The sequence below is a fragment of the Streptomyces sp. WMMB 322 genome, assembly GCF_900090145.1.
Classification (GTDB): domain Bacteria; phylum Actinomycetota; class Actinomycetes; order Streptomycetales; family Streptomycetaceae; genus Streptomyces.
The window spans coordinates 37,211-62,046 of record NZ_FMHI01000010.1 but is presented as its reverse complement, the minus strand read 5'-3'; the positions used below and the strand labels follow the sequence as shown (position 1 = coordinate 62,046).

Below are 24,836 nucleotides of genomic sequence, written 5' to 3'. Positions count from 1 at the left end.
GGACGGTCCGGCTGAACGCCCGGACCGGCCCGGAGACCGGGCGTGACATCTCGATACAGGCACGGTGTGATCCGGCGAGTGCTACGGCATTCCCGCGATTCCCTGAATCGGTCACGGATCAGCGATTCAGCGAATCGGAAGGGCACCGTGTCGCGACGCCGACGGCGGCCCGTTCCCCGGAAAGAATCCGGGCGGCGGGCCGCCTTCGGCTTTGCGTTCCACCGGCCGCTCACGACCACCGGAGCGGATTCCGCCCGCGGCTGTTTCACGGCTGGAAGGTCTCCTTGGCCCGAACCTCCACTTCGAGAACGAGCGGACAAGTGCTGCCGGGGAGTCCGGGAAGCAGTGCGTCCAATTCGTCGAGCAGTTCGGCGTGTCCGGTCACGCGGCGCGCCGGACAGCCAAGAGCCCTCGCCATGCCGGAGACGCTGACTTCCTCGAAATCGGGCCAGGGCGCGCTGGATTCGTGCTTGTCCGCGAGCCGGTCCATGATCGCGTAGCGCCCGTTGGCGAGGACGACGAAGACGACGCCCACGCTGTAGCGCACGGCGGTCCACAGCGCCTGGATCTGGTAGAGAGACGACCCGTCGCCGACGACCGCCACGACCGGACGCCGCGGCGCTCCCATCCGCACGCCGATCGCGGCCGGAAGCGCGAAGCCGAGCGCCCCCATGGCGGCGCTCAGGAACCCCAGCGGCCGCCGCGCCGGCACCAGCGCGTGCAGGTCGGGACGGCTGGAGGGCGTCTCCTCCACCAGCACGGTGTCCGCCGGCAACCGCCGCGCGAGCTCCGCCAGTACGTGCGCGGCGCGCAGCGGCTCCCCCTCGGCGGGAGGCGGAGGCGGTACGGGCCGCCCGGCGCCCACGGGTTCCCCGTCCTGCTGCGGACCGCGGGCACGGCCGCCGTCCTTGCCCGCGGCCCGGGCCAGCGCCGTGCAGAACGCGGGAAGGGCGGCCACCACCGCGAGCCCGGCCGGGGCCCGCTGCGCCTCGGCCGGATCGTCGGTGACGACGGCGAGGCGTGTGCCTGGCCGTACCAACGGCCCTTCCTCGTACGGATACTGGCGGAAGACGGGCGCTCCCACGCTCAGCACCGTGTCGTACGGGCCGAGCACGTCCCGCAGCCGCGTACGGTCGGCCGGCAGGTGCCCCGCGAAGAGGGGATGGTCCTGCGGGAACCCCGCGCGGGCACCGAACGACTCCTGCCACACGGGAGCGCCGAGCCGCTCCGCGAGGAGTGTCAGTGCCTCCCACGTCACCGGGTGGTCGGCTCCGGCACCGACGACAAGCGCGGGTTCGTCCGCCTCGTCCAGCAGCGCCGCGACGTCCTCCACGGCGCCGGTGTCGGCGGCCGCCGCAAGACGCAGCTCCGCGGGCGCGGGAATCGGCAACTCCTCGGCCGGTTGGGCCCAGTCGTCCATCGGGACGACAACCAGGGCCGGGCCGCGCTGCGTTCGCGCGGCGTGCGCGGCACGGGCGATCGCGCCCGGCACGTCCTGTGCGCGGGGCGGCGTCTCGGTCCGTACGGGATAGTCGCCTGCGAGCTGCTCCAAGTGCCCCGCGAGAAAAGGCTCCTGGACGAGGTGGCGGCGGTCCTGCTGCCCGACGATCACGACGAGCGGTGCGCGGTTGACCCGCGCCGTCGACAGTGCGCCCACCGCGTTCCCCAGTCCGGCGGTGGTGTGCAGCAGCGCGAGCGCGGGCGCGTCACGCGCGATGGCGTAGCCGGTGGCCGCTCCGACGACGGAGCCTTCGTGCAGGGCGAGCACGAAGCGGATGTCGCCGGGGAGACCGGCGAGGAACGGCACCTCCGTCGAGCCGGGGTTGGCGAACACGGTGGTCAGGTCGTGCCGGCGCATGACGTCGAGCGCCGCCTCACGGACGGTGGGCATCGAAGTGGGGCTCCTGTTGCGTGTGTTGAGGGGGGCCGGCCGGTGCCGGCCCCCCTCTGTGGGGGGGGAGGGACGGTACAGACGGCCCGCCGGGTGAGGACTCCCGGGACACCTAGGCCCTGTCTGACAAATAGCGTCGTACGTCCGTCAGGACGTGGGTTGCGGTGTCTGGTGCGTGCGGTCGCAAGGCGGAGGAGGAGAGCGCAGCGGGCTGCGCCGACGATCGACAACGCAGCGAACGTGCGTGCCAGGCATCGCAGCCCAGACGGGATTTGTCAGACAGGGCCTAGGCCTTGGCGACGGCGGCCGGCGAGCGGTGACGTACCTGCATGAGCACGAAGAATCCGGCGACGATCAGTCCCGCGTCGAGCCACACGGCGGCCTCCCAGCCTCCCGTGCTGTCCCGCAGCACGCCGCTGATCGCGGGGGAGAGCACGGCGCCGGTCTCACCGATGAGGTTCTGCATGCCGAACGCCGAGCCCCGCAGCCGTTCCGGCGCGATCTCCGCGGTCAGTGCGTGACCCACCGGCTGCAGCGCGTTGAAGAAGAGGCTCGCCGAGAACAGCAGCAGACCCATGACCCACAGGGACGGCTTCGCGGCGGCGCTGAGGTACCAGGCGAAGGCGATCGTGAGAACGGCCTGCACTCCGGTGAAGCTCAGCATCATCTGCTTGCGGCCCCAGCCGCGCCGCAGCCCGTGGTCCGAGATCCAGCCGCCGGCCGGGAATCCCAGGATGCCCGCGCCCGCATTGAACGCCGCGGTGAGAGCGGCGTTCATGAACGAGGAGTCCGCCGCTCCCGCAACGATGGAGACGGACCAGAAGCTGAAGAACCACAGGTTCCACAGGATCGCGATGTAGACGAGGTGGACCAGGAACAGATCGCGGTTCTTGATGACGGGGCCGATCTCCTCGCCCTTGCGTGCCAGAGCGAAGACCACCAGACCGATGGCGAGGACGACTTCGAGCACGGCGATCCACAGCTCGGACAGCCCGGCGCCGGTGCCCAGCCAGTACACGGCCATGATCAGGGCGAGCGAGACGGCCGAGTAGGCACTCAGGTGCAGCGTCGCCCGGCTCAGCCCGGAGAAGGTGAGATGGGCGCGGAACCAGAAGGCGACGACGACGCCCACCACGATGGTCGCGGCGCCCAGCACCCAGAAGACCATCCGCCAGGCCTCGACGTGTGCGAGGAAGACCTTGCCGAATTCGATGAGTTCGGGGGTGAAGACGATCGCGACGGTGATGCCGAGGGACAGACCGGTGATGACCACGCCCATGCCGAAGCTGCGCTGGCGCTCGGGAGTCGTGGCGGTGATGAGGCTGCGGTCGTTGGAGTAGAAGGCTCCCTCGCCGAGTCCGGTGACGACGCGTACGACGATGAACGAGACGAGGCCACCGATGAACCCCGTCAGTACGGTCGCCACACCGGCCCACAGCAGGCTGACGACGATGAGGGTGCGGTGCCCGTACCGGTCACCGAGGTAGCCGCCGGGGAACTGGGTCAGCATGTAGCCGGCGAAGAACAGCCCGCCGATGAGGCCGCCGAGCGCGTGCGGATGCGGTGAGTCCGCAAGGAAACCGACGTTGTTGTCGATCATCCACGTGACGACGGGACCGGTGACGGCTCTGTCGGCGGCGCTGACCGTCCAGCCGAGGAGCAGCAGCACCCACAGGGTGTGCCAGGAGCGCCAGCCGCGGCCCTCCTCTGCGCTGTCGGTGCGTGGCTCGACTGAGGAGGGGTCTCCCGGTACAGCCTTCATGGAGTCTCCGTAGCGGTTGTTGCAGTGCCGGACGCCGGGGCGGCACCCGAAGGTGCGCCCGGGCCGCCGGTCAAACTAAGGTCACGGAGTGGTGGGCGGAACAGGTTGCGGTAGCTTTTCTGCTATGCCGAAAAAACAGGGCGAGAACCCGGATCGGCAGGCCGACGCGTACGCCGCCAGCTCGGTCGACAACGCCCTGCGCACCCTGGTCTATCTGCGCGGACACCACAGCGTCCGCGTCACGGACATCAGCGACCACCTGGGCGTGGCCCGCTCCACCGCGCACCGGCTGCTGACGACGCTGCGCGGCCACGGATTCGTCGAGCAGGAGCCCGGCGGCCGCCGCTACCGCCTGGGGCCCGTACTGCTGGGGCTGACCCGCGGACCGGTCGACGAGCCGACGCTCGTGCAGGTCGCCCACTGCCATCTGGCGCGGCTGCGCGACGAGGTGGGCGAGACGACCAACCTCCTCGTCCTCGACGGCCCCGACTCGCGCTTCGCCGACGGCGTGGAGGGCCGGCACCCCCTCCGCGTGGGCCCGCGCAACGGGGACCGGGTGCCCGCCTACGGCACCGCCGGAGGCAAGGCCCTGCTCTCCGAGCTCTCCCCCGAGTCCGCGCGCACCCGCTACCGGCGCGGTCTGACACCGCTGACGGCTTCCACACTTCCCGACGTGGACGCCCTCATCGCCGAACTCGCCGTCACGCGCGCCCGCGGCTACGCCCTCAACCTCGACGAGAGCGTCGTGGGCGTGCACGGCGTGGGCGTCCGCGTGCGCGACCGCTTCGGCACCTGCGTGGCAGCCCTGACGGTCGCCGCCCCCAGCATCCGCCTCGACCCCGGCCGCGCCGCCGAACTCGCCCCGCTGCTGCGGGAGACGGCCGAACGGATCGCCTCGGAGCTGTAGCGGGAGGCGGGTTCGGCCTGGACACCGGGCGGCGGCCGGCCGGTCCAACGGTGGCGGCGGCCGGCCGTAGCCGGGCTCAGCGCTGCACCTGAACTCTCAGCGGTCCATCAGCCGCCGGTACCGGCCGGCCGTCCGGAACGCTTCCGCATCGGCGGTGTCTGCTCCCCGAACACCCAGGGCGCAAGGACGAGTTCGCGGCCGTCGGGATCGAGGAAGGTGACGGCGTCGTTGAGGTCCCAGTAGCGGTACTGCTCAGCCGGCTGGTAGCCGGCCTCGGTGATACGGCGTGCCACGACGTCGCGCGCCGCTTCGCCCGGGAAGTAGAGGACGAGCTCTTCGTGCCGGTCGACCGGCACAGGTTCGAGCGCCTGGACGAGCTCGTAGGTCGCCGGCGTCCCCGGCAGGCCGAAGATCGCGCAGCCGAAGCCGTCCGGTCCCGTCCCGGACGAGTGCACCAGCGGAAGTCCGACGACGTCACGGTAGAAGGCCACGGACTCCTGGTACCGGTTGCAGCGGCGCCCGGTCCTGGTGGCGCCGACGGCCAGGCCCTCCGGCCAGCCGGTCTCCTCAATCATGAGCAGATCCCTCCAACCGCGGTACCCGGCATGCCTGGAGGAGCCACTCGCCGTCGCGCATGAGGGTCCGCCCCTTCATCTCCGCCCGCGTTCCCCAATCCTGCACCACCTGCGGGATGATCTGAAAGAAGACGTACGACGGGTGGTCCTCGCGTGGGTCCCAGCCGTCCTTGGCGGCGAAGGCGTCGCCCACCTCGGCCGGAAGCCCGTCGCGGGTCACCATGCGGGCGGTGCCGTGGATCAGCACCACGTCACGGGTGTGGCCGAAGGAGAGCCGGACCCGTCCCGTGTCGGCCAGGTTGCGTCCCGTCGGGTTGGTGTCGCGGGTGGCCAGCCACACCGCCTCGCCATCCCACCAGAAGGCGAGCGGCACGAGGCACGGTTCGCCGTGCGCGTCGGCGGTGGCGACCCAGGTGTCGTTGTCCCGCGCGAGCCGTTCCAGCGCCTCACGCTTGCGCTGCTCCGGGCTGCGGGGCCCGCCGGAGCGGGAGTCGGCTGTCGTCATGAAGGGAGGCTATGGCGTGCGGCCGCCCGTGCCATCCGGCGGCAGAACCAGGACCTGGGCCCGAGACGCAGCGCAGACGCAACTACGTCCGGCACGGGCCACCGAGAAAGGGGCGGCACCTCCGCACAGGTGCCGCCCCCTCGGTTCCCGGGCCGCCCCGCCGCCGGTGAGGGTGCGCGGGCACGGAGCCGTCCGGGAAGACCGGCCCGCCCCGCTCACGCAATCCGGACCGGATCGAACCGGAGCCGGCACGTACCGGTCCTTGCCGGGGCGCGGGCCGGAGCCGCGATCACTCGGCCGCGGCCGCCCGGCCCGCCTCCAGACGTGCGACGGGAATGCGGAACGGCGAGCAGGAGACGTAGTCCAGTCCCGCCTCGTGGAAGAAGTGCACCGAGTCGGGGTCGCCGCCGTGCTCGCCGCACACCCCGAGCTTGAGGTCCGGACGCGTGGCGCGGCCCGCCTCGACCGCGAGGCGTACGAGCGCGCCCACGCCCTCCCTGTCGATCGTCTCGAACGGGGAGACGCCGAAGATCCCCTTCTCCAGGTAGGCGGTGAAGAAGCTGGCTTCCACGTCGTCACGGCTGAAGGCCCACACGGTCTGGGTGAGGTCGTTGGTGCCGAAGGAGAAGAAGTCCGCGCGCTCGGCGATCTGGCCGGCCGTCAGTGCGGCGCGCGGCAGTTCGATCATCGTGCCGAGAGTGAGGTTCAGCTCCACGTCGTGCCGCTCCTCGACCTCCGCGATGACGGCCTCCGCCTCCTCCCGGACGATCTCCAGCTCCTGCACGGTGCCCACGAGCGGAATCATGATCTCCGCACGCGGGTCGCCGCCCGCGGCCTTGCGCTCGGCCGCGGCCTCGGCGATCGCCCGCACCTGCATCGTGAACAGTCCCGGCACGACCAGGCCCAGCCGCACACCGCGCAGCCCCAGCATCGGGTTCTGCTCGTGCAGCCGGTGCACGGCCTGAAGCAGCCGCAGATCGTTCTCGTTGGCGTCCTTGCGGGACTCGGCGAGCGCCACACGCACCGACAGTTCCGTGATGTCCGGCAGGAACTCGTGCAGCGGCGGGTCGAGCAGCCTCACGGTCACGGGAAGTCCGTCCATGGCCTCCATCAGCTCGACGAAGTCGCCCTGCTGGAGCGGCAGCAGACCCTCCAGTGCTTCCTCCCGCTCCTCGTCGGACTCCGCGAGGATGAGGCGCTCCACCAGTCCGCGCCGCTCGCCGAGGAACATGTGCTCGGTGCGGCACAGGCCGATGCCCTGGGCTCCGAAGCGCCTTGCGCGTGCGCCGTCCTCGGCGTTGTCGGCGTTGGCGCGTACGCGCAGGCGGCGCACCCGGTCCGCGTACGCCATGATCCGGTGGACTGCCTTGACCAGTTCGTCCGCGTCGTCGGCGCCGGCGTGCATGCGGCCCTCGAAGTACTCGACGACCGGCGAGGGCACGACCGGCACCTCACCGGCGTAGACCTTGCCGGTGGAGCCGTCGATCGAGACGACGTCGCCCTCCTCGACGATCATCCCGCCGGGGGTCTTCATCCGGCGCCGCTTGGTGTCGACCTCCAGCTCCTCGGCGCCGCACACACAGGTCTTGCCCATGCCGCGGGCGACGACCGCCGCGTGCGAGGTCTTGCCGCCGCGGGAGGTGAGGATGCCCTCGGCGGCGAGCATGCCGTCCAGGTCGTCGGGGTTGGTCTCGCGGCGGATGAGGATGACCTTCTCACCGGACCGGGACCACTTGATCGCCGTGTAGGAGTCGAAGACCGCCTTGCCGACGGCCGCGCCAGGGGAGGCGGCGATGCCCCAGCCGATCTCGTCGGCGTCCCGGACCCCGCCGTCGCTGTCGAAGCGGGGGAACATCAGCTGCGCGAGCTGGTTGCCGTTGACCCGCTGGAGCGCCTCGGCCTCGTCGATGAGGCCCTGGTCGAGCAGCTGGGTGGCGATGCGGAAGGCAGCGGCTGCCGTGCGCTTGCCGACGCGGGTCTGCAGCATCCACAACTTGCCGCGCTCGATGGTGAATTCGATGTCGCACAGATCCCTGTAGTGCGTCTCCAGGGTCTCCATGATCTGCATCAGCTGGTCGTACGAGGGCTTGTCCAGCTGTTCCAGCTCGGCGAGCTGCACCGTGTTGCGGATGCCGGCGACGACGTCCTCGCCCTGGGCGTTCTGCAGGTAGTCGCCGTAGACGCCCTGCTGGCCGGTCGCGGGGTCGCGGGTGAAGGCGACGCCGGTACCCGAGTCCGGGCCGAGGTTGCCGAAGACCATCGAGCAGACGTTCACGGCCGTTCCCAGGTCCTGCGGGATGCGCTCCTGACGGCGGTAGAGCTTGGCGCGTTCGCCGTTCCACGACTCGAAGACCGCCTTGACGGCGAGGTCCATCTGCTCGCGCGGGTCCTGCGGGAAGTCCCGCCCGGTCTCCTTGAGCACCAGGTGCTTGAACTTTTCCGCCAGGGTCTGCATGTCCGCCGTGTCCAGGTCGATGTCGCTGGTCACGCCCTTGAGGCTCTTGGCCTGCTCGACGGCCTCGGAGAAGACCTCACCGTCCATGCCGAGGACGGTGTCGCCGAACATCTGGATGAGGCGGCGGTAGGAGTCCCAGGCGAAGCGTTCGTCGCCGGACTGCGCGGCGAGCCCCTGGACGGAGTCGTCGGAGAGCCCGATGTTGAGGACGGTGTCCATCATCCCGGGCATGGAGAACTTCGCCCCGGACCGTACGGAGACCAGCAGCGGGTCGTCGGCCTGGCCGAGCCGCTTGCCCATCTTCCGCTCCAGCGCCTCGAGATGGGCGGTGACTTCGTCCCGCAGCTCGCCGGGTTCCTCACCGCTGTCGAGGTAGACCTTGCAGGCCTCGGTGGTGATCGTGAACCCGGGCGGCACGGGGAGGCCGAGGTTGGTCATCTCGGCGAGATTGGCCCCCTTGCCACCGAGGAGGTCCTTGAGATCCTTGTTGCCCTCCGTGAAGTCGTAGACGAACTTCTGCGCTGCATCCTGATCCGGCACGGAACTCGACCCCTCGTGGACGTCTGGCCCTGATGGCGGGGAGCGTACCCAGATCGAAGGCACAGACGTACGTTCAGCGGTACGCCAAAGGGCCGTAACCACCCGGACGGAGAGGATCGAAGGCGGCGGTCGCCTCGTACGGCCGCAAAGGGGGACTCCACAAGTCGAATCCACAACTCCGGTACGCGACGCCGCCGCGGCCCTCCCATCACTCTCCGTCAAGAGGCTCTTCGGGGAATGAATCTAGGCCGAGTAAAGTCACGGCCCGCTCCTTGGAGGCCTGGACCGCACAGTTGAGCGCTCATGTGAGCGCGACCCCGATCAAGGTGGCGAGAATCACGCCCGAGGGGGACCGCCCGGGGTCGCCACATCTCACGATGCGGACGTGCCGAGCGGGGTCGCGCTCGCTCCCCGCCTCGCTCGGGCGGCCGACAGCCGCGCCTCCTCCAGCAGCTCCTGGAGACGGAGCCCGCGCCGCGCGTCGAGGTCTCCGGAACGCTTCTCCCGTACGGCCTCGGCGAACTCGCGCCGCAGCACCGCCCAGCACTCGTCCATGTCCAACTCCGCGGTGTCGTAGACCAGTTCCTCCTCCTCGCAGTAGAGCTCCACGCGGGTGCGCGCCCGCGGGAGCCGCACCGCACCCGACAGCGACGCCTGACTGACGGCGCCGTTCTCGTGCTCGCAGGTGAGTTCGATCCACCGCCGCGAATCCCCCGAGGCACGCACGGAGACGACGGGACCGACCGCGAGGTCGAGCAGGTCCAGCACGTGCGGGCCCAGGTCGAGCAGCGCGCCGTGCTCCAGGCGCCAGCCGGTCGCCATCTCGCCGTCGAGGAAGGCCCCGTGGATGAAGCACGAACGGGCACCGGTGACCTCCAACCGGCGTGCGCGGGCGAGGAATTCACGGGTGCGCGGGTGATACCGCTTGCTCAGCACGAGCTGGGAGACGACACCGCTGTCCGCTATGACGTCCGCCAGCGCGCGGGCCGACGCGAGGTCGGGGCCCAGCGGCTTCTCCAGCAGCAGCGCCCGGCCCGCCCGCGCCGCGGACGGCGCCAGCCCGGCCTGCACCGAGGGCGGTACGGCGAACGCCACCGCCTCACACATGTCGAGGAGTCCGGCGAAGGAGGACGCGACGGCGGCACCGTACGGCTCGGCGACCTGCGCCGCGGCCTCGGGCCTGCGCGCCCACACACCGACCAGTTCCGTCTCCGGGCCTGCCGCGAGCATCCGGGCGTGCATGCCGCGGGCCCAGGGGCCTGCGCCGACGAGGCCGACGCGTACCGGGTCGCCGGTCCAGGGCTCGGTCACGGGCGTTCCTTCCGTACGGGTGAGGCAGCAGGTGCGAACCGCCGGGGTCTGCCGCGGGCGGCTCCCGGCAGGTCAGCCGCCGAGGGCGGCGAGACGGGCATCGGCCCGCTCCGGCGAGTAGAGGTCCTCGACGACGCTCGCGGCGGCCCCGAGCAGCCCGGCCCGCTCCCCCAGCCGTGAGGTGACGACTTCGAGGTGTGCCGTCGTGCGCGGCATGGCCCGCTGGTACAGCAACTCGCGCACGCCCGTGACGAACGGCGTTCCCGCCAGATCCCCGGCGATCATGAGCACCCCCGGATTGAGCAGCGTGACGACGGTGACGAGAACCGCGCCCACCCTGCGTCCCGCCTCCCGCGCGAGCCGCACCGCGTCCGGCTGCCCCGCGGCGAGGTGGTCGCGCACGTCCGAAGCGGAAGCGGTCGCGACTCCGGCGTCCGAGAGCTGTGCCGCCAGTGCCCCTCCGCTGGCGACGGAGGCCAGACAGCCGTACGAGCCGCACATGCACAGCGCGTCCGGGCAGTCGTGCAGGCGGATGTGGCCGATGTCGCCGGCACCGCCGTCGATGCCGCGGTAGAGCCGTCCGTCCACGACGACGCCCGCGCCGATGCCGGTGGAGACCTTCACCAGCAGGAACGCGGCGCAGTCCCGGTAGCCGGCGCGCTGTTCCGCGTAGGCCATCAGGTTGGCGTCGTTGTCGACGAGTACGGGCACGGCAGGCACGTCGGTGGCGATGTGCCGCCTCCACGCCTCCTGGAGCCTGCCGCGGATCGGGAACCCGTCCCAGCCCGGCATGATGGGCGGCTGGACGACCAGGCCCGAGGCCCAGTCGACGGGGCCCGGCACGGACAGTCCGATGCCGCACACCCGCCCGTGGGGGGTGCCGGTCTCCTTCAGCAGCCCGGCGAACCACTGCGCCAGCGTGTCCAGTACGTGGTCGGGCCCTGCCGTGATCAGCATCTCGCCGGAGCGCTCGGCCAGCACGGTGCCCGCGAGGTCGACGACGGCGGCGCTCGTGCGGTGCGTGCCGAGGTCGGCGGCGAGGACGACGGCGTGCTCCGCGTCGAACTCCAGCCGCGTGGAAGGCCGTCCGCCCCCCGCGCCCTCGACGGGCGTCGCCTCGCCCTCCCGCAGCCAGCCCGCCGCGAACAGCTGGTCGAGCCGGTGCCCCACGGTGGACCGGGAGAGCCCGGTGGCCCGTTGCAGCGCGCCGCGCGTGGTGGCGCGGCCCTCCCGGATGAGCTGCAACAGGTGTCCCGCGCTGGCCTGGTTCCCGGTCATCTGCTCCTCAGCTCTTGTCGGCCCCGCTGATGAGGCCCTCCGTCAGCAGCCGTTCCGCGGCGAGGAAGAGCAGGACCACGGGAACGGTCGGTACGACCGATCCTGCCATCAGCACGGTCTAGGCCCTGACTGACAAATAGCGTCGTACGTCCGTCAGGACGTGGGTTGCGGTGTCTGGTGCGTGCGGTCGCAAGGCGGAGGAGGAGAGCGCAGCGGGCTGCGCCGACGATCGACAACGCAGCGTGGGGGCGCCCCCGGCCGAAGGCTGGGGGAGTGCGTGCCAGGCATCGCAGCCCAGACGGGATTTGTCAGACAGGGCCTAGGACACCTCGATGCCGTTGGCCGGCTGCTGGAGACCGAGGGAGACCGTCCAGTTCTCGGGTGTCGCGGCGAGGAAGAGCAGCGCGAAGAGGAACTCGTTCCACGCGATCATGAAGATGCAGAGGGCCGTGGCCATCAACGACGGTGTGGCGAGCGGCAGTACGACCTTGCGGATCGCCGGCAGGCGCGAGCAGCCGTCGAGCGCCGCGGGCTCGTTCTCGGCCGCCATGCGCGCCGGCAGGTTCTCCAGCGTCCACACCGTGATCCTGTCGTCCGGCCCGCCGGGGCCCGTCCGTGAGTGCGCAGAGCATCCCGCGAGCAGCATGGCGGCCGGCGACAAGACCAGGGCGGCCACGGCGTGTTGGCTCCCCCTCCTTCTTCCGGCGCCGCCGCCCCCACATCGGCATACCCGCCATGCCTGCCTCGCCCGCACCTGGCTTCCGCTTCACAGACAGGCATCCCAGCACCATTTCTGTCTTCTAACAAGACATAATCCTGATGTACCTTCTACGGAACCTCGGAAGTCCACGTCAGAGCCAGAACCCTCGGAGTGCCTTGTGGAGCGAGTCGTCCAGTTCACCGGACCGCGGCAGGTGGACATCGCCGAACACGAACGTGCGCCGCTGCCGTCCGGGCACGTGCGGCTGCGCACGAGTGACGCCTACGCGCTGCTGGACGAACGCCCCGCCGACGCCCTCCAGCTCGTCCTCGAGTTCTGAGACCTGTACCGAACCCGCCCCGAACCCGCCCCCGGCCCGTCGCGGTGTCGCCCGGACCCCGGCCCCCCGGGCATCCGGGCCCCCGGGCCCCCGGACAACGGACCGGCGGGACGGGCACGAGGCCGACCCGGCGCATCCCCACCCGCCCCGAGCACATCCCCCCGAGCGCACCTCGCGAAAGGCCCGACCATGTTCACAACCGCCTGCCAGGAGCATCTGCTGCCGGGCGAAACCCTCCAGCGGAAGTGGGATTTCGCACAGTCCGCGGGCTACGGCGCGATCGAGCTGCGCGGCAAGGGCGGTCACCACTTCCGGGAGCGGCTGCCGGAACTGCGCAAGGCCCTCGCGGACGGAGTCGTCATGCCGACGGTGTGCGTCGAGATGCGGCACTTCTCCGGCGCCTTCGACGACGAACTGCGGCGCGACGCCGTGCGGCAGATGAAGTCCCAGCTCTCCGTCATCGGCGAACTGGGCGGCCGCGGCGCGATGACGCCCGCCTCGTACGGGATGTTCTCCCGCCGCCTGCCGCCGTTCGAGCCGCCGCGCAGCGAGGACGAGGACCGCGAGGTGCTGCTCGAAGGTCTCACGGAACTCGGCGAGCACGCCCGCCGCGAAGGGGTCGCCCTCTTCCTCGAACCGCTCAACCGCTACGAGGACCACATGGTCAACAGGCTCGGTCAGGCAGTGGAGCTGGTACGCGAGACCGGACTGGACTCGGTGCGCGTGGGCATCGACAGCTTCCACATGAACATCGAGGAGACGGACCCGCCCGCGGCGATCCTCGCAGCCGCCCCCTACATCGAGCACGCCCAGGTCAGCGACTCCAACCGCCTCCAGCCGGGCGCGGGGCACCTGGACTGGCCCGCCTGGCTCGGGGCGCTGGACGCCGCGGGCTACGAGGGCGAACTGGCCGTCGAGTGCCGGCTGAACGGCGACCCGGCCGAAGCCGTGCGTTCCGTACCGTCGTTCCTCGAGCGGGCCGCCGCGTGAACGCCACCGCACCCGCCTCCGCCCCGGGGACCGCACAGGGATCGGCGGGAACGCCCGCCTCGCGCGGGACGGCCCCCGGTGACGCCAACTCCCTGCCGCCGCAGCGCTTTCCGGGCCGCACGGAACGCGCATCGCTGCGCCGCGGGGCCCTCCGCGTCCTGCTGGGCAACTGGAAGGGCTCCTCGACGGTGCCCTCGCACGGCCTGTATCCGCACCAGTGGAGCTGGGACTCGGCGTTCGTCGCGATCGGGCTGCGCCATCTCTCACCGGTCCGTGCCCAGCGCGAACTGGAGACGCTGCTCGGAGGCCAGTGGGAGGACGGGCGGATACCGCACATCGTCTTCAACTCCCGTGTGCCGGCTGACGCCTACTTCCCCGGGCCCGACTTCTGGCGCTCCTCCACGGCGGGCGCAGCCGACGCCGGCGGTGCGGGCGCGCCGCGCGGACTGGAGACCTCCGGGATCGTCCAGCCCGCCGTGCACGCCCTCGCCGCCTGGCTGGTGCATCAGGCCGACCCGGCCGCCTCGAGGCGCCGCGGGTTCCTGGAGCGGGTCCGGCCGCGGCTGGCGGCCTGGCACCGCTACCTCACCGAGGAGCGCGACCTCGGCGGGGGCGGGCTGGCCGCCGTCGTCCACCCGTGGGAGTCCGGCATGGACAACAGTCCGTGCTGGGACGGCCCGCTCTCCCGTGTCGAACCCGCCGCCCCGGACACCTTCCGGCGGGCCGACCTCCGGCACGGCGCCGCCGACGACCGGCCCACCGACCGGGACTACGGACGCTACGTCGCCCTCGCCGCCGGCTACCGGGACCACGGCTACCGGGACGCGGAGGCACCGCACGGGTTCGCGGTCGAGGACCCCTCCTTCAACGCCCTCCTCATCGCCTCCGAGCACGCGCTGGCGGCCATCGCCCGTGAAGTCGGCTGCGACCCGGCGCCCCACGGCGAGCGCGCCGCCGCACTGACGGACGCCCTGGTACGGCGGCTGTGGTCGCCGGAGGCCGGCCAGTTCCTGTGCAGGGACCTGCGGGACGGGGACGGCGCCCCGGGGGCCGCTTCCGGCTCGTCCGCTTCCTCCGGCGTGCTGCTCGACGCGCGGGGCGCGACGGGTCTGCTGCCCCTGATCGTCCCCGGTCTGCCCGGTCACATCACGTCCGGGCTGCTGGACACCGTCACCGGTGAGCACTTCGGGCTCGGCACGCGGGTGCGGCTGCTGCCGAGTTACGACCTGTGCGGACCCGCCTTCGATCCGTACCGCTACTGGCGCGGACCCGCCTGGTTCAACGTCAACTGGCTGCTGGAGCGGGGGCTGCGCGACCGCGGCGAGACGGAACTCGCCGACGCGCTGCGCGCCGACGTGCTGGGTGCCGCCGCGGAGTCCCGCTTCGCCGAGTACCTCGACCCGTACACGGGTGCGGGCCGTGGGGCCCGCGACTTCAGCTGGACCGCGGCTCTCGCCCTCGACCTTCTGAAAGCACCGGATTCAGGCCAGGTGTCCGAACCGGGGGTTCAACCCGGCGGATTCACGTCAATGAGCGGGGCAGAGTCCGCAGCCGAGTCATCCGAGTCCGAGGAAGGACCCTGAGTCTGTGAATGCGACCGAGCCCCGTCTGCTCGTGCACGAAGGCACCTTCGCCGTACTGGGCCCGTCCGGCGACGTCGGCGGCCCGCCCGGCTGGACGCTGCCCAGCGCCCAGTCCGAAGGGACCGTTCCCGAGGGCCTGTTCGTACGTGACGCCCGCCACCTGAGCCGCTGGCAGCTCACCGTCGACGGCGCCTCCCCAGCTGTGCTGGTGCCCGCGTCCGACAGCAACGGCACCGCCGTCCTCACCCCGCACGGCACCCGTGAGGAACCCCCCGCCTACACGGTCTTCCGGGAACAGGCCGTCGTCAGCGGCGAGTTCACGGAACGCATCCGGCTCACGAGCAACCTGGGCGAAGCCACGTCGGCGCGGCTGACCCTCACCGCCGACGCCGACTTCGCCGACCAGTTCGAGCTGCGCTCGGACCACCGCTGGTACGACAAGCCGCACACGGTACGCACCCACGAAGTGCACCCGGACGGCGTCGAGTTCGGATACCGGCGCGGCGAGTGGCACTCCCGTACCACCGTCACCGCCGCGCCCCCGCCCCTTGCCGTCGAGGAAACCGGCAGCTCCGCACGGCAGTTGTGCTGGCAGCTGGAGCTGGCACCGCACGGCACCGCGGAGTTGACGCTCACCGTCACCGCCCATCCACACGGAGCCACGGACCGCCGCGAATCAGCCGGCACCCCGCACGGCGACCCGGCCGCCGTCGGCTCGTGGCTCAAGGCACGTACGGACGAGTTCACTTCGGCGGAACCCGTTCCTTCCCGCCTGACCGACTGGCCGGAGCTGGCCCGCGCCTGCGAGCAGGGACTGGTCGACCTGGCAGGGCTGCGGGTGGCCGCGCGCGGCCCCGACGGCGAGGAACTGCTCATACCGGGCGCGGGAGTTCCCTGGTTCCTGACCCTCTTCGGCCGGGACTCGCTGCTCACCTCCCTCTTCGCGCTCCCCTACCGCCCGCAGCTGGCGGAGCCCACGCTGCTCGCGCTCGCCGCCACCCAGGCGCGCGAGGAGGAGCCCGAACGCCTCGCCCAGCCGGGAAAGATCGTGCACGAGGTGCGCCACGGCGAACTGGCCCACTTCGGCCAGGTCCCCTACGGGCGCTACTACGGCTCGGTCGACGCCACGCCGCTCTTCCTGATCCTCCTCGGCGCGTACAGCGAACTCTCGCGGGAGGGGGACGCCGGGGACGACGAGGGGCAGCACGGGCGGCAGGGCCCGGGGCAGGCAGCAGGCCCTCGACAGCCGCCCCTCGCCCGCCGCCTGGAGATGCACGCGCGCGCCGCAGTGGACTGGATGTTCACCCACGGCGGCCTGGACGAGCACGGCTATCTCGCCTACCACGCGCACCAGGGCGGCCTCGCCAACCAGAACTGGAAGGACTCCCCGGGAGCCGTGTGCACCACGGACGGCACACGTCCCAGCGGGGCGGTCATGGTCGCCGAGGCCCAGGGCTACGCCTACGACGCGCTGCGCCGCACCGCGGAGCTGGCCCGTACGGTCTGGCAGGACGAGGCGTACGCGGAACGGCTGTCGAAGGCGGCCGCAGCTCTGCGGGAGCGCTTCGAGTCGGACTTCTGGATGGCGGAGGAGAACTTCCCGCTGCTCGCCCTCGACGACGAGGGCACACGCGCCGACGCCCTCGCCTCCAACGCGGGCCATCTGCTCTGGTCGGGAATCCTCGGCCAGGAGGCGGGCGAACAGGTGGGCCGGCGGCTGATGGAGGAGGACTTCTTCTCCGGCTGGGGCGTGCGCACCCTGGCGGCCGGTCAGGCCCCGTACCATCCGCTCTCCTACCACCGGGGCAGCATCTGGCCGCAGGACAACGCCGTCATTGCTCTCGGGCTCGCCCGCTACGGGCTGCACGAGGAGGCCCGCACCCTCGCCGCCGGAATGGTCGAGGCCGCGGCCCGGCAGAACTACCGCCTGCCCGAGGTACTCGCCGGCTACGGCCGCACCGACCACCCTGCTCCGGTCCCGTATCCGCATGCCTGTTCCCCGCAGGCGTGGGCGGCTGCCACGCCGCTCGCCCTGCTCACAGCCGTGGGGGGCGCTCCGGGCACCTGACACCCCGGGCATCCCTCACCCGCCGCCCCCGGCCGCCGTCCCCCCTGCGGCCGGGGGCGGTCCTCCGTCTGCGCACCGGCCCGGCCTCGTCGGCGTATTCCGGACGGATCCGGGCACCGGAAAGGGACGAACAAGGCAAACGAGCCAGCGGAGGTCCGTGTGAGCGAGCACACCTACCGGATGACCGAGATCGTCGGCACGTCCCACGAGGGCGTCGACACCGCGATCCGCAACGGGATCAGCCGAGCTTCGGAAACCCTGCGCCACCTGGACTGGTTCGAGGTCACACAGGTGCGCGGCCAGATCGAGAACGGGCAGATCGAGCATTACCAGGTCTGCATGAAGGTCGGCTTCCGGCTGGAGAGCGGCCAGTCCGCCGGAGACTGACCCACAGGCCCCGCGGTCCCGGTCCGGTCCCGGTTCCGGCCCGGTTCCCCGTCCCGCAGCCCGCCGTCCCCGTCGACCTCACGCCGGTTGCGCGGGCACATCCACGCGGACATCCCCGGCGAGGTGTGTGTGCGCACCCTCAGAGCACTGCAGCGCGTGATCCACAACATGGGCGGCCACTTCCGGCACCGCTGAACCGGGACGCCGCCCACCGGGCCGCCGCCCACCGGAGGGCCCGGGCGGCGGCGTGCGGCGGCACCGCCCGGTTCAGGACTTCGGGGACTCCGGCTTGATGACCGTCACGCCAGGGGTCGCGGGCACCGGGATGTCCATCTCGACCAGCGCGGCCGGGGCCTCGGAGAGGTCGATGGTCCGCCGCACCAGCAGCTCGGGATGGAGCACGTCGGATTCGACGAGCCCCAGCAGGGCGGGGTACTCGTGCGCCTGGAGGCCGTGGCTGCCGAGCAACTCCAGCTCGTGGGCGACGATCCGGTCCATCGGGATCGCCGGGGAGCCGTCGTCGGGCGGCAGCAGGCCGACCTGAACATGACGCCCCCGCCGCCGCAGACTCCGCACGGACGCGCGGCAGGTGCGCGGGTCGCCGAGACAGTCCAGCGACAAGTGCGCCCCGCCCAGGGTGCGTTCGATGACAGCCGCTCCGGCGTCGTCCACGTCTGAGACGTCCACGGTCGCCTCGGCGCCGAGGTCACGGGCGACCTTCAGCGCCGCCGCGGAGATGTCCACCGCCACGACCCGCGCGCCGTTCGCCACGGCGATCATCACCGCGGACAGCCCGACGCCGCCGCAGCCGTGCACGGCGACCCACTCGCCGGCGGTGACCCGGCCCTGCCGGACGACGGCCCGGAAGGCCGTGCCGAAGCGGCAGCCGAGAGCGGCCGCCGCGGGCGACTTGATCGAGTCGGGGATCGGCACGAGGTTGCCGTCGGCGTTGTCGATTGCGACGTACTGGGCGAAGGCCCCCCAGTGGCTGAACCCGGGCTGCGTCTGCTGCTCGCAGACCTGCTGGTTCCCCGTGACGCACTGCGCGCACGTGCCGCAGCCGCACACGAAGGGCACGGTCACTCGCCGCCCCACCCAGGGCAGCGCCGAACCGGAGCCCGCCGCGACGACCGTCCCCGTGAACTCGTGACCCCCCACGTGCGGCAGCTTCACATCGGGATCGTGGCCGCGCCACGCGTGCCAGTCGCTGCGGCACAGTCCCGTGGCGTCGACTTCGATCACCACACCACCCGGGGCCGGCGTGGGGTCGGGTACCGAGCGGAGCGCCGGGTGCTGCCCGAACTCCTCGTAGACGATGGCCTTCACGAGCGGCAAGTCTCCCAGCCGTGCGGGCCGAACGGGAGCCTGGTTAGCCGTTCCGGATAAAAGTCCGATTGGTCTTCACCAAGCCCTGTGACGAGGTAGTTCAGCCGCCCGACGTGTCCAGTTCGGCGTCGGCGCCCACGCCTCCGGCGCAGTCGTACGGGTCGTCGAGCCAGCCGTCGGGCAGCACGACCTTGTTACGCCCGTGGGTGCGGCCCCGCGGGCCGTCGGCGTCGTGCGGCCACGGCTGGTCCGCGTCGAGGCCGTCGAGCAGCTCCGCCAGCTCCGCCTGCGAGGCGGCGACCGCCAGCCGCTGCCGGGCCTGCGAGCCGACCGGGAACCCCTTCGTGTACCAGGCCACGTGCTTGCGGAAATCGATCACGCCGCGCGCCTCGTCGCCCAGCCACTCCCCCAGCAGCGTCGCGTGCCGCAGCATCACGCGCGCCACCTCGCCGAAGGACGGCCGCGCATACGCCTCGGGGCCCTCGCCCGCGAACGCCGCGACGAGATCGCCGAACAGCCACGGCCGCCCCAGGCAGCCGCGTCCGACGACCACGCCGTCGCAGCCGGTCTCGCGCACCATCCGCATCGCGTCGTCCGCGGACCAGATGTCTCCGTTGCCCAGCACGGGGATCTCGGGCACGGCCTCCTTGAGCCGGGCGATCGCGTCCCAGTCGGCGGTGCCGCCGTAGTGCTGGGCGGCGGTGCGGCCGTGCAGAGCTATCGCCGTCACCCCCTCGTCGACGGCGATGCGCCCGGCGTCCAGGTACGTCAGATGGTCGTCGTCGATGCCCTTGCGCATCTTCATCGTGACGGGGAGCGCGCCCGCGTTGCCGACGGCCTCGTGCAGGATCGCGCGCAGCAGCGGCCGCTTGAACGGGAGTGCCGAACCGCCGCCCTTGCGGGTCACCTTGGGCACCGGGCAGCCGAAGTTGAGGTCGATGTGGTCCGCGAGGTCCTCGTCCGCGATCATCCGGACCGCCTTGCCGACCGTCACCGGGTCCACCCCGTACAACTGGATCGAACGCGGCCTCTCGCTGTTGTCGAACCGCACGAGCTGCATGGTCTTCGCGTTGCGCTCGACGAGGGCCCGCGTCGTGATCATCTCGCTGACGAAGAGACCCCTGCTGCCGCTGCCGCGATCCTCCGGGGGACGGCCCTCGTGCTCCCGGCCGCCTTCGGCGAATTCCCGGCACAGCGTGCGGAAGGGCGCGTTCGTGATCCCGGCCATCGGCGCCAGCACCACGGGCGGCTGGACGACGTGGGGACCGATGTGGAGCGGCGGCGTCATGACGTCGGCGTCCTCCGAGACGTACGGGGTTGCGGGGCCGGACCGGCCGGGGCCGGGTACCGCTCGCGTGGGCGGCGGCGAGGTGTCGCGCGTTCGCGCGGTCTCCCATTCTCCCGCATCTGCGCACCGCCCGTACGAGGGGCGGTGCGCAGATGCGGGAGCCCGGGGACGGCCGAGGACCTCCGGGCGCCATGAGAAGAGATGGACTAACAGATATTGAAATCTGTCAGCCCATTTGTCATTCTCGGTACCGGCAGATCCGGCAGCACCCCAAGGAGCGCAGCATGCAGACCCGCACCCTCGGCACCAACGGCCCCCGCACCTCCGCCCTCGGCCTCGGCTGCATGGGCATGTCCGCCCTCTACGGCCACACCGACAGGGCCGAGTCCGTCGCGACCATCCACGCCGCGCTCGAAGCGGGCGTGACCCTGCTGGACACCGGCGACTTCTACGGAATGGGCCACAATGAACTGCTCATCGACGAAGCCCTCCGCACCGCACCGAGCGCCCACCGCGAACAGGCCCTGACCAGCGTGAAGTTCGGGGCCCTGCGCACGGTGGAGGGCGGGTTCACCGGCTACGACGGGCGACCGGAAGCGGTCAAGAACTTCGCCGCCTACTCGCTCCAGCGCCTCGGCACGGACCACATCGGCATCTACCGCATGGCACGCCTCGACCCCGCCGTCCCGGTCGAGGAGACCGTCGGCGCCGTCGCGGAGCTGGTGGAGGCGGGCCATGTGCGGCACATCGGACTCTCCGAGGTCGGCGCCGACACCGTCCGCAGGGCCGCCTCGGTCGCCCCCGTCAGCGACCTCCAGATCGAGTACTCGCTGATCTCGCGCGGCATCGAGGAGGAGATCCTTCCCGTCTGCCGCGAGCTCGGCATCGGCGTCACCGCCTACGGCGTCCTCTCCAGAGGCCTCATCAGCGGCAACTGGTCACGCGAACGGGAACTCGCCCCGGGAGACTTCCGCGGCATGAGCCCCCGCTTCTCAGGCGAGAACCTCGACCACAACCTCGCCCTCGTCGAAGCTCTGCGCCGTATCGCCGACGGCAAGGGGATCACCGTCGCCCAGACCGCGATCGCCTGGGTGCTCTCACGCGGTGACGACATCGTCCCGCTGATCGGCGCCCGCACCCGTGAGCGCCTGGCGGAGTCGCTGGCGGCGGTCGAGGTTACTCTCGACCGGGACGATCTCGACGCCATCGAGCGGGCGGTGCCCGCCGGTGCCGCGGCCGGCGAGCGGTACTCGGCGAACCAGATGGCGCACCTCGACAGCGAGAAACAGCGATAGCCAGCGAGAAGCAGGGGGCAGCATGGTCTCGGAAGCGCTGACGCCGGAGCGCGTTCTCGAGGCCACCGAGGAGGTGCTGCGCCGCTACGGCCCCACCAAGGCCACGGTCGTCGACGTGGCTCGCGCCCTCGGAGTCAGCCACGGGAGCGTCTACCGGCACTTCCGCACCAAGGCCGCACTGCGGGAGGCCGTGACACAGCGCTGGCTGGACCGCACCAGTGAGCGGCTGGCCCCCCTCGTCACCGGGACCGGCCCGGCGGAAGAGCGCCTGGACCGCTGGCTGACCGGCCTCTTCGAGGCGAAGCGCCACAAGGCGGGCGACGACCCCGAGCTCTTCGCCACTTACTCGGTGCTCACCGGTGAAATGAGCACGGTCGTGGACCGGCACATCGACGACCTGGTCGGCCAGCTCACCCGCATCATCGAGGACGGCCGCGCGCAGGGCGTCTTCGCCGCGGAGGCGGCAGGGTCCGCCGCCGCGACCGCTCGTGCGGTCTTCCACGCGACGGGACGCTTCCACGACCCCGCGTACGCCCCGGAGTGGTCGCGCCCGGGCATCGACGAGGCGTTCGCGACCGTGCGCGCCCTGATCCTGCGCGGCCTGCGCGCCTGAGCCGCCCCCGTTGAGCACCGGCGGCCCGCACGGCACCCACACCATCGAGCTCGGCCCCCGCCGGGTCACGAAGCGCTTCCGTCCCGGCAACGGCGAGGGAGGCCGACGGGAGTGGCGCGCGCTGCGGTTGCTGGCCGGCCACGCACCCGGGCTCGCGCCCACGCCGCTCGCGGCCGAACTCGGCACGCAGGAACCGGTGATCACGATGTCCCGTCTCCCGGGTGAGCCGTTGCGAGGACGGCCGCACGGCGAGGCGGTGCTCGACGCCCTGGCGGAAGCAGTACGGACGCTCCACTCCGCCCTGCCGCCCGCCGCCCTCGCCGGTGTCCCTGCGAGGCCGGGTCTCGCACGGGATCTGACGGCCCACCTGCGCTCCTGGCAACCGCGGGTGCGCGTTCCGGCACGCGACGAGGTGGACGCCGCGATGCTCCTCGGGCTGCGGTGGCTGGACCGGTCGCGCGTCCCGGACGCCCCGCCCGGCGTACGGGCGTTTTCGGAGCGGGGGACGGCAACCTCGCCAACCATCTGTGGGACGGGACGCGCGTCCGGATCGTCGACTTCGAGGACTCGGGCCGCAGCGACCGGGTGTTCGAACTCGCGGAGATCACCGAGCACGTGGGTTCCTGGGCGGAGCAGCCGCTGGACGTCCGCGCCTTCCTCGGCCGGTTCGCACTGACGGCGCAGGAGTCCGCGCGGTTGCGGGACTGCCGACGTCTCCTCGCCCTCGTGTGGCTGTTCCTGCTCTCCTTCGACGCGGCGCGGGAGCGCCCCCGGAACCCTCCCGGCACGGCCGAGCGGCAAGCGAGACGCCTGACCGCGCTTCTGGGCTGAGCGACCCGGCGCTGTCAGACGCGGCGAATACTCTGGGTGACGAATGGATCACCCGGCAGGAAAGGCGCATCATGACCGTCATGCTTGAGCGACCGACGCCATCGACGCCCATAGAGACCCCCGACGGCCCGCCCGGATTCGAGGCGATGTGCCGGACGCTGCTGAGCATGGACGTGCCCGACGGCTACCGGGCAGAGATCATCGGGGGAAACATCGTCATGTCACCGTGGTCGCGAGGGTTCTACATGCCCGTCATGCGGTCCGCCCGGACCCAGTTGGAGGCACACGCTCCCGAGGGGCACATCGTCGAAATCGCCCCGTTCCTCTTCACATTCCCCTCCGAGGAACGGGCTTACGGGCCCGATCTCTACGTGGCGGCACAAGATGCCTTCCACACCAGGAAGCGATACATCGACGGTGAGGCGCTGACTCTCGTCGCCGAGCTCACGTCTCCGTCGACGCGCGACGCCGACCGGGACGACAAGGTTCGCGTCTACGGGCGGGCCGGTGTGCCCGTGTATCTGCTGCTGGACATGGAGGAGGAGTCGGCCACCGTCTTCTGGGCGCCCACGGAGAAGGGCTACACCTCGCACACGACGGTGCCGTTCGGGAAGTCGCTCCACATCCCCGCCCCGTTCGACTGCGAGCTGGACACCGGCGGTTTCGGCCCGCCCGCCGGGGAAGAGGCCGGGCAGCCGGAGGGCGACTGACGGACGGCGAGGGCCGGTTCCGCACCCCTGGCGGAACCGGCCCCCTGCACTCCGGTACGGCTCAGCAGCCCAGCAGACGACCCGCCAGGTAGCCCTCGATCTGGTCCAGCGAGACGCGGTCCTGCTTCATGGTGTCGCGCTCGCGAACCGTGACGGCGTTGTCGTCGAGGGTGTCGAAGTCGACGGTGACGCAGAAGGGCGTGCCGATCTCGTCCTGGCGGCGGTAGCGGCGGCCGATGGCGCCCGCGTCATCGAACTCGATGTTCCAGTTCTTGCGCAGCGCCTCGGCGAGGCCGCGCGCCTTCGGCGACAGCTTCTCGTTGCGCGAGAGCGGGAGCACGGCCACCTTGACGGGCGCGAGCCGCGGGTCGAGCCGCATGACGTTGCGCTTCTCCAGCTTGCCCTTGGCGTTGGGCGCCTCGTCCTCGATGTAGGCGTCGAGCATGAACGCGAGCATCGCGCGGTTGACACCGGCCGCAGGCTCGATGACGTACGGCACCCAGCGCTCGCCGGCCTCCTGGTCGAAGTAGGACAGGTCCTGCCCGGAAGCCTTGGAGTGCGCCGTGAGGTCGAAGTCGGTGCGGTTCGCGACGCCTTCGAGCTCGGAGAACTCGTTGCCGCCGAAGTTGAAGCGGTACTCGATGTCGGCGGTGCGCTTGGAGTAGTGGGAGAGCTTCTCCTCCGGGTGCTCGTACCAGCGCATGTTCTCTTCGCTCAGCCCGAGGCCCGTGTACCAGGACCAGCGCTGCTCCATCCAGTACTCGTGCCACTTCTCGTCCTCGCCCGGCTTGACGAAGAACTCCATCTCCATCTGCTCGAACTCGCGGGTGCGGAAGATGAAGTTGCCCGGCGTGATCTCGTTGCGGAACGACTTGCCGGTCTGCGCGATGCCGAACGGCGGCTTCTTGCGCGAAGTCTGCTGCACGGCCGCGAAGTTGGTGAAGATGCCCTGCGCGGTCTCGGGCCGCAGGTACGCGACGGAGCCGGCGTCCTGTGTCGGGCCGAGGTGCGTGGAGAGGAGCCCGGAGAACTGCTTGGGCTCGGTGAAGCCGCCCTTGTTGCCGCAGTGGGGGCAGTTGATGTCGGCGAGGCCCTGCGCCGGGAGCCGCCCGTGCTTCGCCTCGTAGGCCTCCTCGAGGTGGTCCGCGCGGAAGCGCTTGTGGCAGGAGGTGCACTCGGTCAGCGGGTCGGTGAAGGTGGCGACGTGACCCGAGGCCTCCCACACCTGCGGCGCCAGGATCACGGACGAGTCGATGCCGACGATGTCGTCGCGCGAGGTGACCATGGCTCGCCACCACTGGCGCTTGATGTTCTCCTTCAGCTCCACACCGAGCGGACCGTAGTCCCAGGCGGCACGCGAGCCGCCGTAGATCTCACTGCACGGGTAGACGAAGCCACGGCGCTTGCTCAGGCTGACGATGGTGTCGATCTTGTCGGCGGCCACAGTGCTCTCTTCATCAACGGCGGACGGAATACTTCAG

20 protein-coding genes and 3 pseudogenes are annotated in these 24,836 nt (G+C 71.4%); 11 read left to right on the top strand and 12 right to left on the bottom strand.

The window, feature by feature from the left end; all coding sequences use genetic code 11:
• Positions 1-265 precede the first annotated feature (265 nt).
• Together H180DRAFT_RS30800 and H180DRAFT_RS17080 are read right to left on the bottom strand one after the other, a co-directional pair.
• Complete coding sequence (locus H180DRAFT_RS30800) at positions 266-1,891, bottom strand: thiamine pyrophosphate-dependent enzyme (protein WP_055486949.1); 1,626 nt, start codon at positions 1,889-1,891, stop codon at positions 266-268.
• Between the two features lie 286 nt (positions 1,892-2,177).
• Positions 2,178-3,653: an MFS transporter gene (locus H180DRAFT_RS17080; protein ID WP_055486948.1), complete on the bottom strand. Its 1,476-nt coding sequence runs from the start codon at positions 3,651-3,653 to the stop codon at positions 2,178-2,180.
• A gap of 124 nt (positions 3,654-3,777) precedes the next feature.
• On the opposite strand from H180DRAFT_RS17080, the gene H180DRAFT_RS17075 reads away from it, so the two are divergent.
• Positions 3,778-4,560: an IclR family transcriptional regulator gene (locus H180DRAFT_RS17075; protein ID WP_055486947.1), complete on the top strand. Its 783-nt coding sequence runs from the start codon at positions 3,778-3,780 to the stop codon at positions 4,558-4,560.
• Positions 4,561-4,667: 107 nt separating this feature from the next.
• On the opposite strand, the gene H180DRAFT_RS17070 is transcribed toward H180DRAFT_RS17075, so the two are convergent.
• From H180DRAFT_RS17070 to H180DRAFT_RS28640, 7 genes and pseudogenes are all read right to left on the bottom strand, one after another.
• On the bottom strand, positions 4,668-5,135 hold the full coding sequence (locus tag H180DRAFT_RS17070; protein ID WP_055486946.1) for a VOC family protein: 468 nt from the start codon (positions 5,133-5,135) through the stop codon (positions 4,668-4,670).
• Entirely contained in the window at positions 5,128-5,640 is a 513-nt protein-coding gene (locus H180DRAFT_RS17065; RefSeq protein ID WP_055486945.1) for a pyridoxamine 5'-phosphate oxidase family protein, read from the bottom strand. The genes H180DRAFT_RS17070 and H180DRAFT_RS17065 overlap by 8 nt, the downstream gene beginning before the upstream one ends.
• A gap of 289 nt (positions 5,641-5,929) precedes the next feature.
• Positions 5,930-8,635, bottom strand: coding sequence for a pyruvate, phosphate dikinase (gene ppdK, locus H180DRAFT_RS17060; RefSeq protein ID WP_055486944.1), 2,706 nt, complete (start codon positions 8,633-8,635; stop codon positions 5,930-5,932).
• A 372-nt stretch (positions 8,636-9,007) separates the two neighbouring features.
• Complete coding sequence (locus H180DRAFT_RS17055; protein WP_055486943.1) at positions 9,008-9,946, bottom strand: Gfo/Idh/MocA family protein; 939 nt, start codon at positions 9,944-9,946, stop codon at positions 9,008-9,010.
• A 72-nt stretch (positions 9,947-10,018) separates the two neighbouring features.
• The gene (locus H180DRAFT_RS17050) at positions 10,019-11,224 is read right to left on the bottom strand and encodes an ROK family transcriptional regulator (RefSeq protein WP_055486942.1); all 1,206 of its coding nucleotides are present in this window, start codon (positions 11,222-11,224) and stop codon (positions 10,019-10,021) included.
• Between the two features lie 7 nt (positions 11,225-11,231).
• Positions 11,232-11,342: pseudogene (locus H180DRAFT_RS29165) on the bottom strand (carbohydrate ABC transporter permease); the annotation flags it as partial.
• A gap of 204 nt (positions 11,343-11,546) precedes the next feature.
• Positions 11,547-11,810 (bottom strand): annotated as a pseudogene (locus H180DRAFT_RS28640) (ABC transporter permease subunit); the annotation flags it as partial.
• A 292-nt stretch (positions 11,811-12,102) separates the two neighbouring features.
• Between H180DRAFT_RS28640 and H180DRAFT_RS29860 the strand changes: the two are divergent.
• The 5 genes from H180DRAFT_RS29860 (at position 12,103) to H180DRAFT_RS17025 (ending at position 17,292) form a co-directional block, all read left to right on the top strand.
• Complete coding sequence (locus tag H180DRAFT_RS29860) at positions 12,103-12,264, top strand: hypothetical protein (protein ID WP_159033583.1); 162 nt, start codon at positions 12,103-12,105, stop codon at positions 12,262-12,264.
• Positions 12,265-12,453: 189 nt separating this feature from the next.
• Positions 12,454-13,254, top strand: a complete 801-nt coding sequence (locus H180DRAFT_RS17040; protein WP_055486940.1) for a sugar phosphate isomerase/epimerase family protein — start codon at positions 12,454-12,456, stop codon at positions 13,252-13,254.
• A 134-nt stretch (positions 13,255-13,388) separates the two neighbouring features.
• Entirely contained in the window at positions 13,389-14,837 is a 1,449-nt protein-coding gene (locus H180DRAFT_RS17035) for an MGH1-like glycoside hydrolase domain-containing protein (RefSeq protein WP_254666059.1), read from the top strand.
• A 4-nt stretch (positions 14,838-14,841) separates the two neighbouring features.
• Complete coding sequence (locus H180DRAFT_RS17030; protein WP_254666053.1) at positions 14,842-16,905, top strand: amylo-alpha-1,6-glucosidase; 2,064 nt, start codon at positions 14,842-14,844, stop codon at positions 16,903-16,905.
• Between the two features lie 159 nt (positions 16,906-17,064).
• Entirely contained in the window at positions 17,065-17,292 is a 228-nt protein-coding gene (locus H180DRAFT_RS17025; RefSeq protein WP_055486939.1) for a dodecin, read from the top strand.
• A 267-nt stretch (positions 17,293-17,559) separates the two neighbouring features.
• On the opposite strand, the gene H180DRAFT_RS17020 is transcribed toward H180DRAFT_RS17025, so the two are convergent.
• On the bottom strand, positions 17,560-18,618 hold the full coding sequence (locus H180DRAFT_RS17020) for a zinc-dependent alcohol dehydrogenase family protein (RefSeq protein ID WP_055486938.1): 1,059 nt from the start codon (positions 18,616-18,618) through the stop codon (positions 17,560-17,562).
• Positions 18,619-18,718: 100 nt separating this feature from the next.
• A complete protein-coding gene (dusB, locus tag H180DRAFT_RS17015; RefSeq protein ID WP_055486937.1) occupies positions 18,719-19,906 on the bottom strand; it encodes a tRNA dihydrouridine synthase DusB in 1,188 nt (395 codons plus the stop codon).
• A 284-nt stretch (positions 19,907-20,190) separates the two neighbouring features.
• On the opposite strand from dusB, the gene H180DRAFT_RS17010 reads away from it, so the two are divergent.
• The 5 genes and pseudogenes from H180DRAFT_RS17010 to H180DRAFT_RS16995 all read left to right on the top strand — a co-directional run bounded on the left by H180DRAFT_RS17010 (position 20,191) and on the right by H180DRAFT_RS16995 (position 23,355).
• The gene (locus H180DRAFT_RS17010) at positions 20,191-21,201 is read left to right on the top strand and encodes an aldo/keto reductase (RefSeq protein ID WP_055486936.1); all 1,011 of its coding nucleotides are present in this window, start codon (positions 20,191-20,193) and stop codon (positions 21,199-21,201) included.
• A gap of 22 nt (positions 21,202-21,223) precedes the next feature.
• Entirely contained in the window at positions 21,224-21,814 is a 591-nt protein-coding gene (locus H180DRAFT_RS17005) for a TetR/AcrR family transcriptional regulator (RefSeq protein WP_055486935.1), read from the top strand.
• Between the two features lie 10 nt (positions 21,815-21,824).
• A pseudogene (locus H180DRAFT_RS30960) lies at positions 21,825-22,235 on the top strand (phosphotransferase); the annotation flags it as partial.
• A 20-nt stretch (positions 22,236-22,255) separates the two neighbouring features.
• On the top strand, positions 22,256-22,645 hold the full coding sequence (locus H180DRAFT_RS30480) for a protein kinase family protein (protein ID WP_254666052.1): 390 nt from the start codon (positions 22,256-22,258) through the stop codon (positions 22,643-22,645).
• Positions 22,646-22,725: 80 nt separating this feature from the next.
• The gene (locus H180DRAFT_RS16995; RefSeq protein ID WP_368073131.1) at positions 22,726-23,355 is read left to right on the top strand and encodes a Uma2 family endonuclease; all 630 of its coding nucleotides are present in this window, start codon (positions 22,726-22,728) and stop codon (positions 23,353-23,355) included.
• A 61-nt stretch (positions 23,356-23,416) separates the two neighbouring features.
• On the opposite strand, the gene H180DRAFT_RS16990 is transcribed toward H180DRAFT_RS16995, so the two are convergent.
• On the bottom strand, positions 23,417-24,799 hold the full coding sequence (locus tag H180DRAFT_RS16990) for a glycine--tRNA ligase (RefSeq protein ID WP_055486933.1): 1,383 nt from the start codon (positions 24,797-24,799) through the stop codon (positions 23,417-23,419).
• Positions 24,800-24,836: the final 37 nt, after the last annotated feature.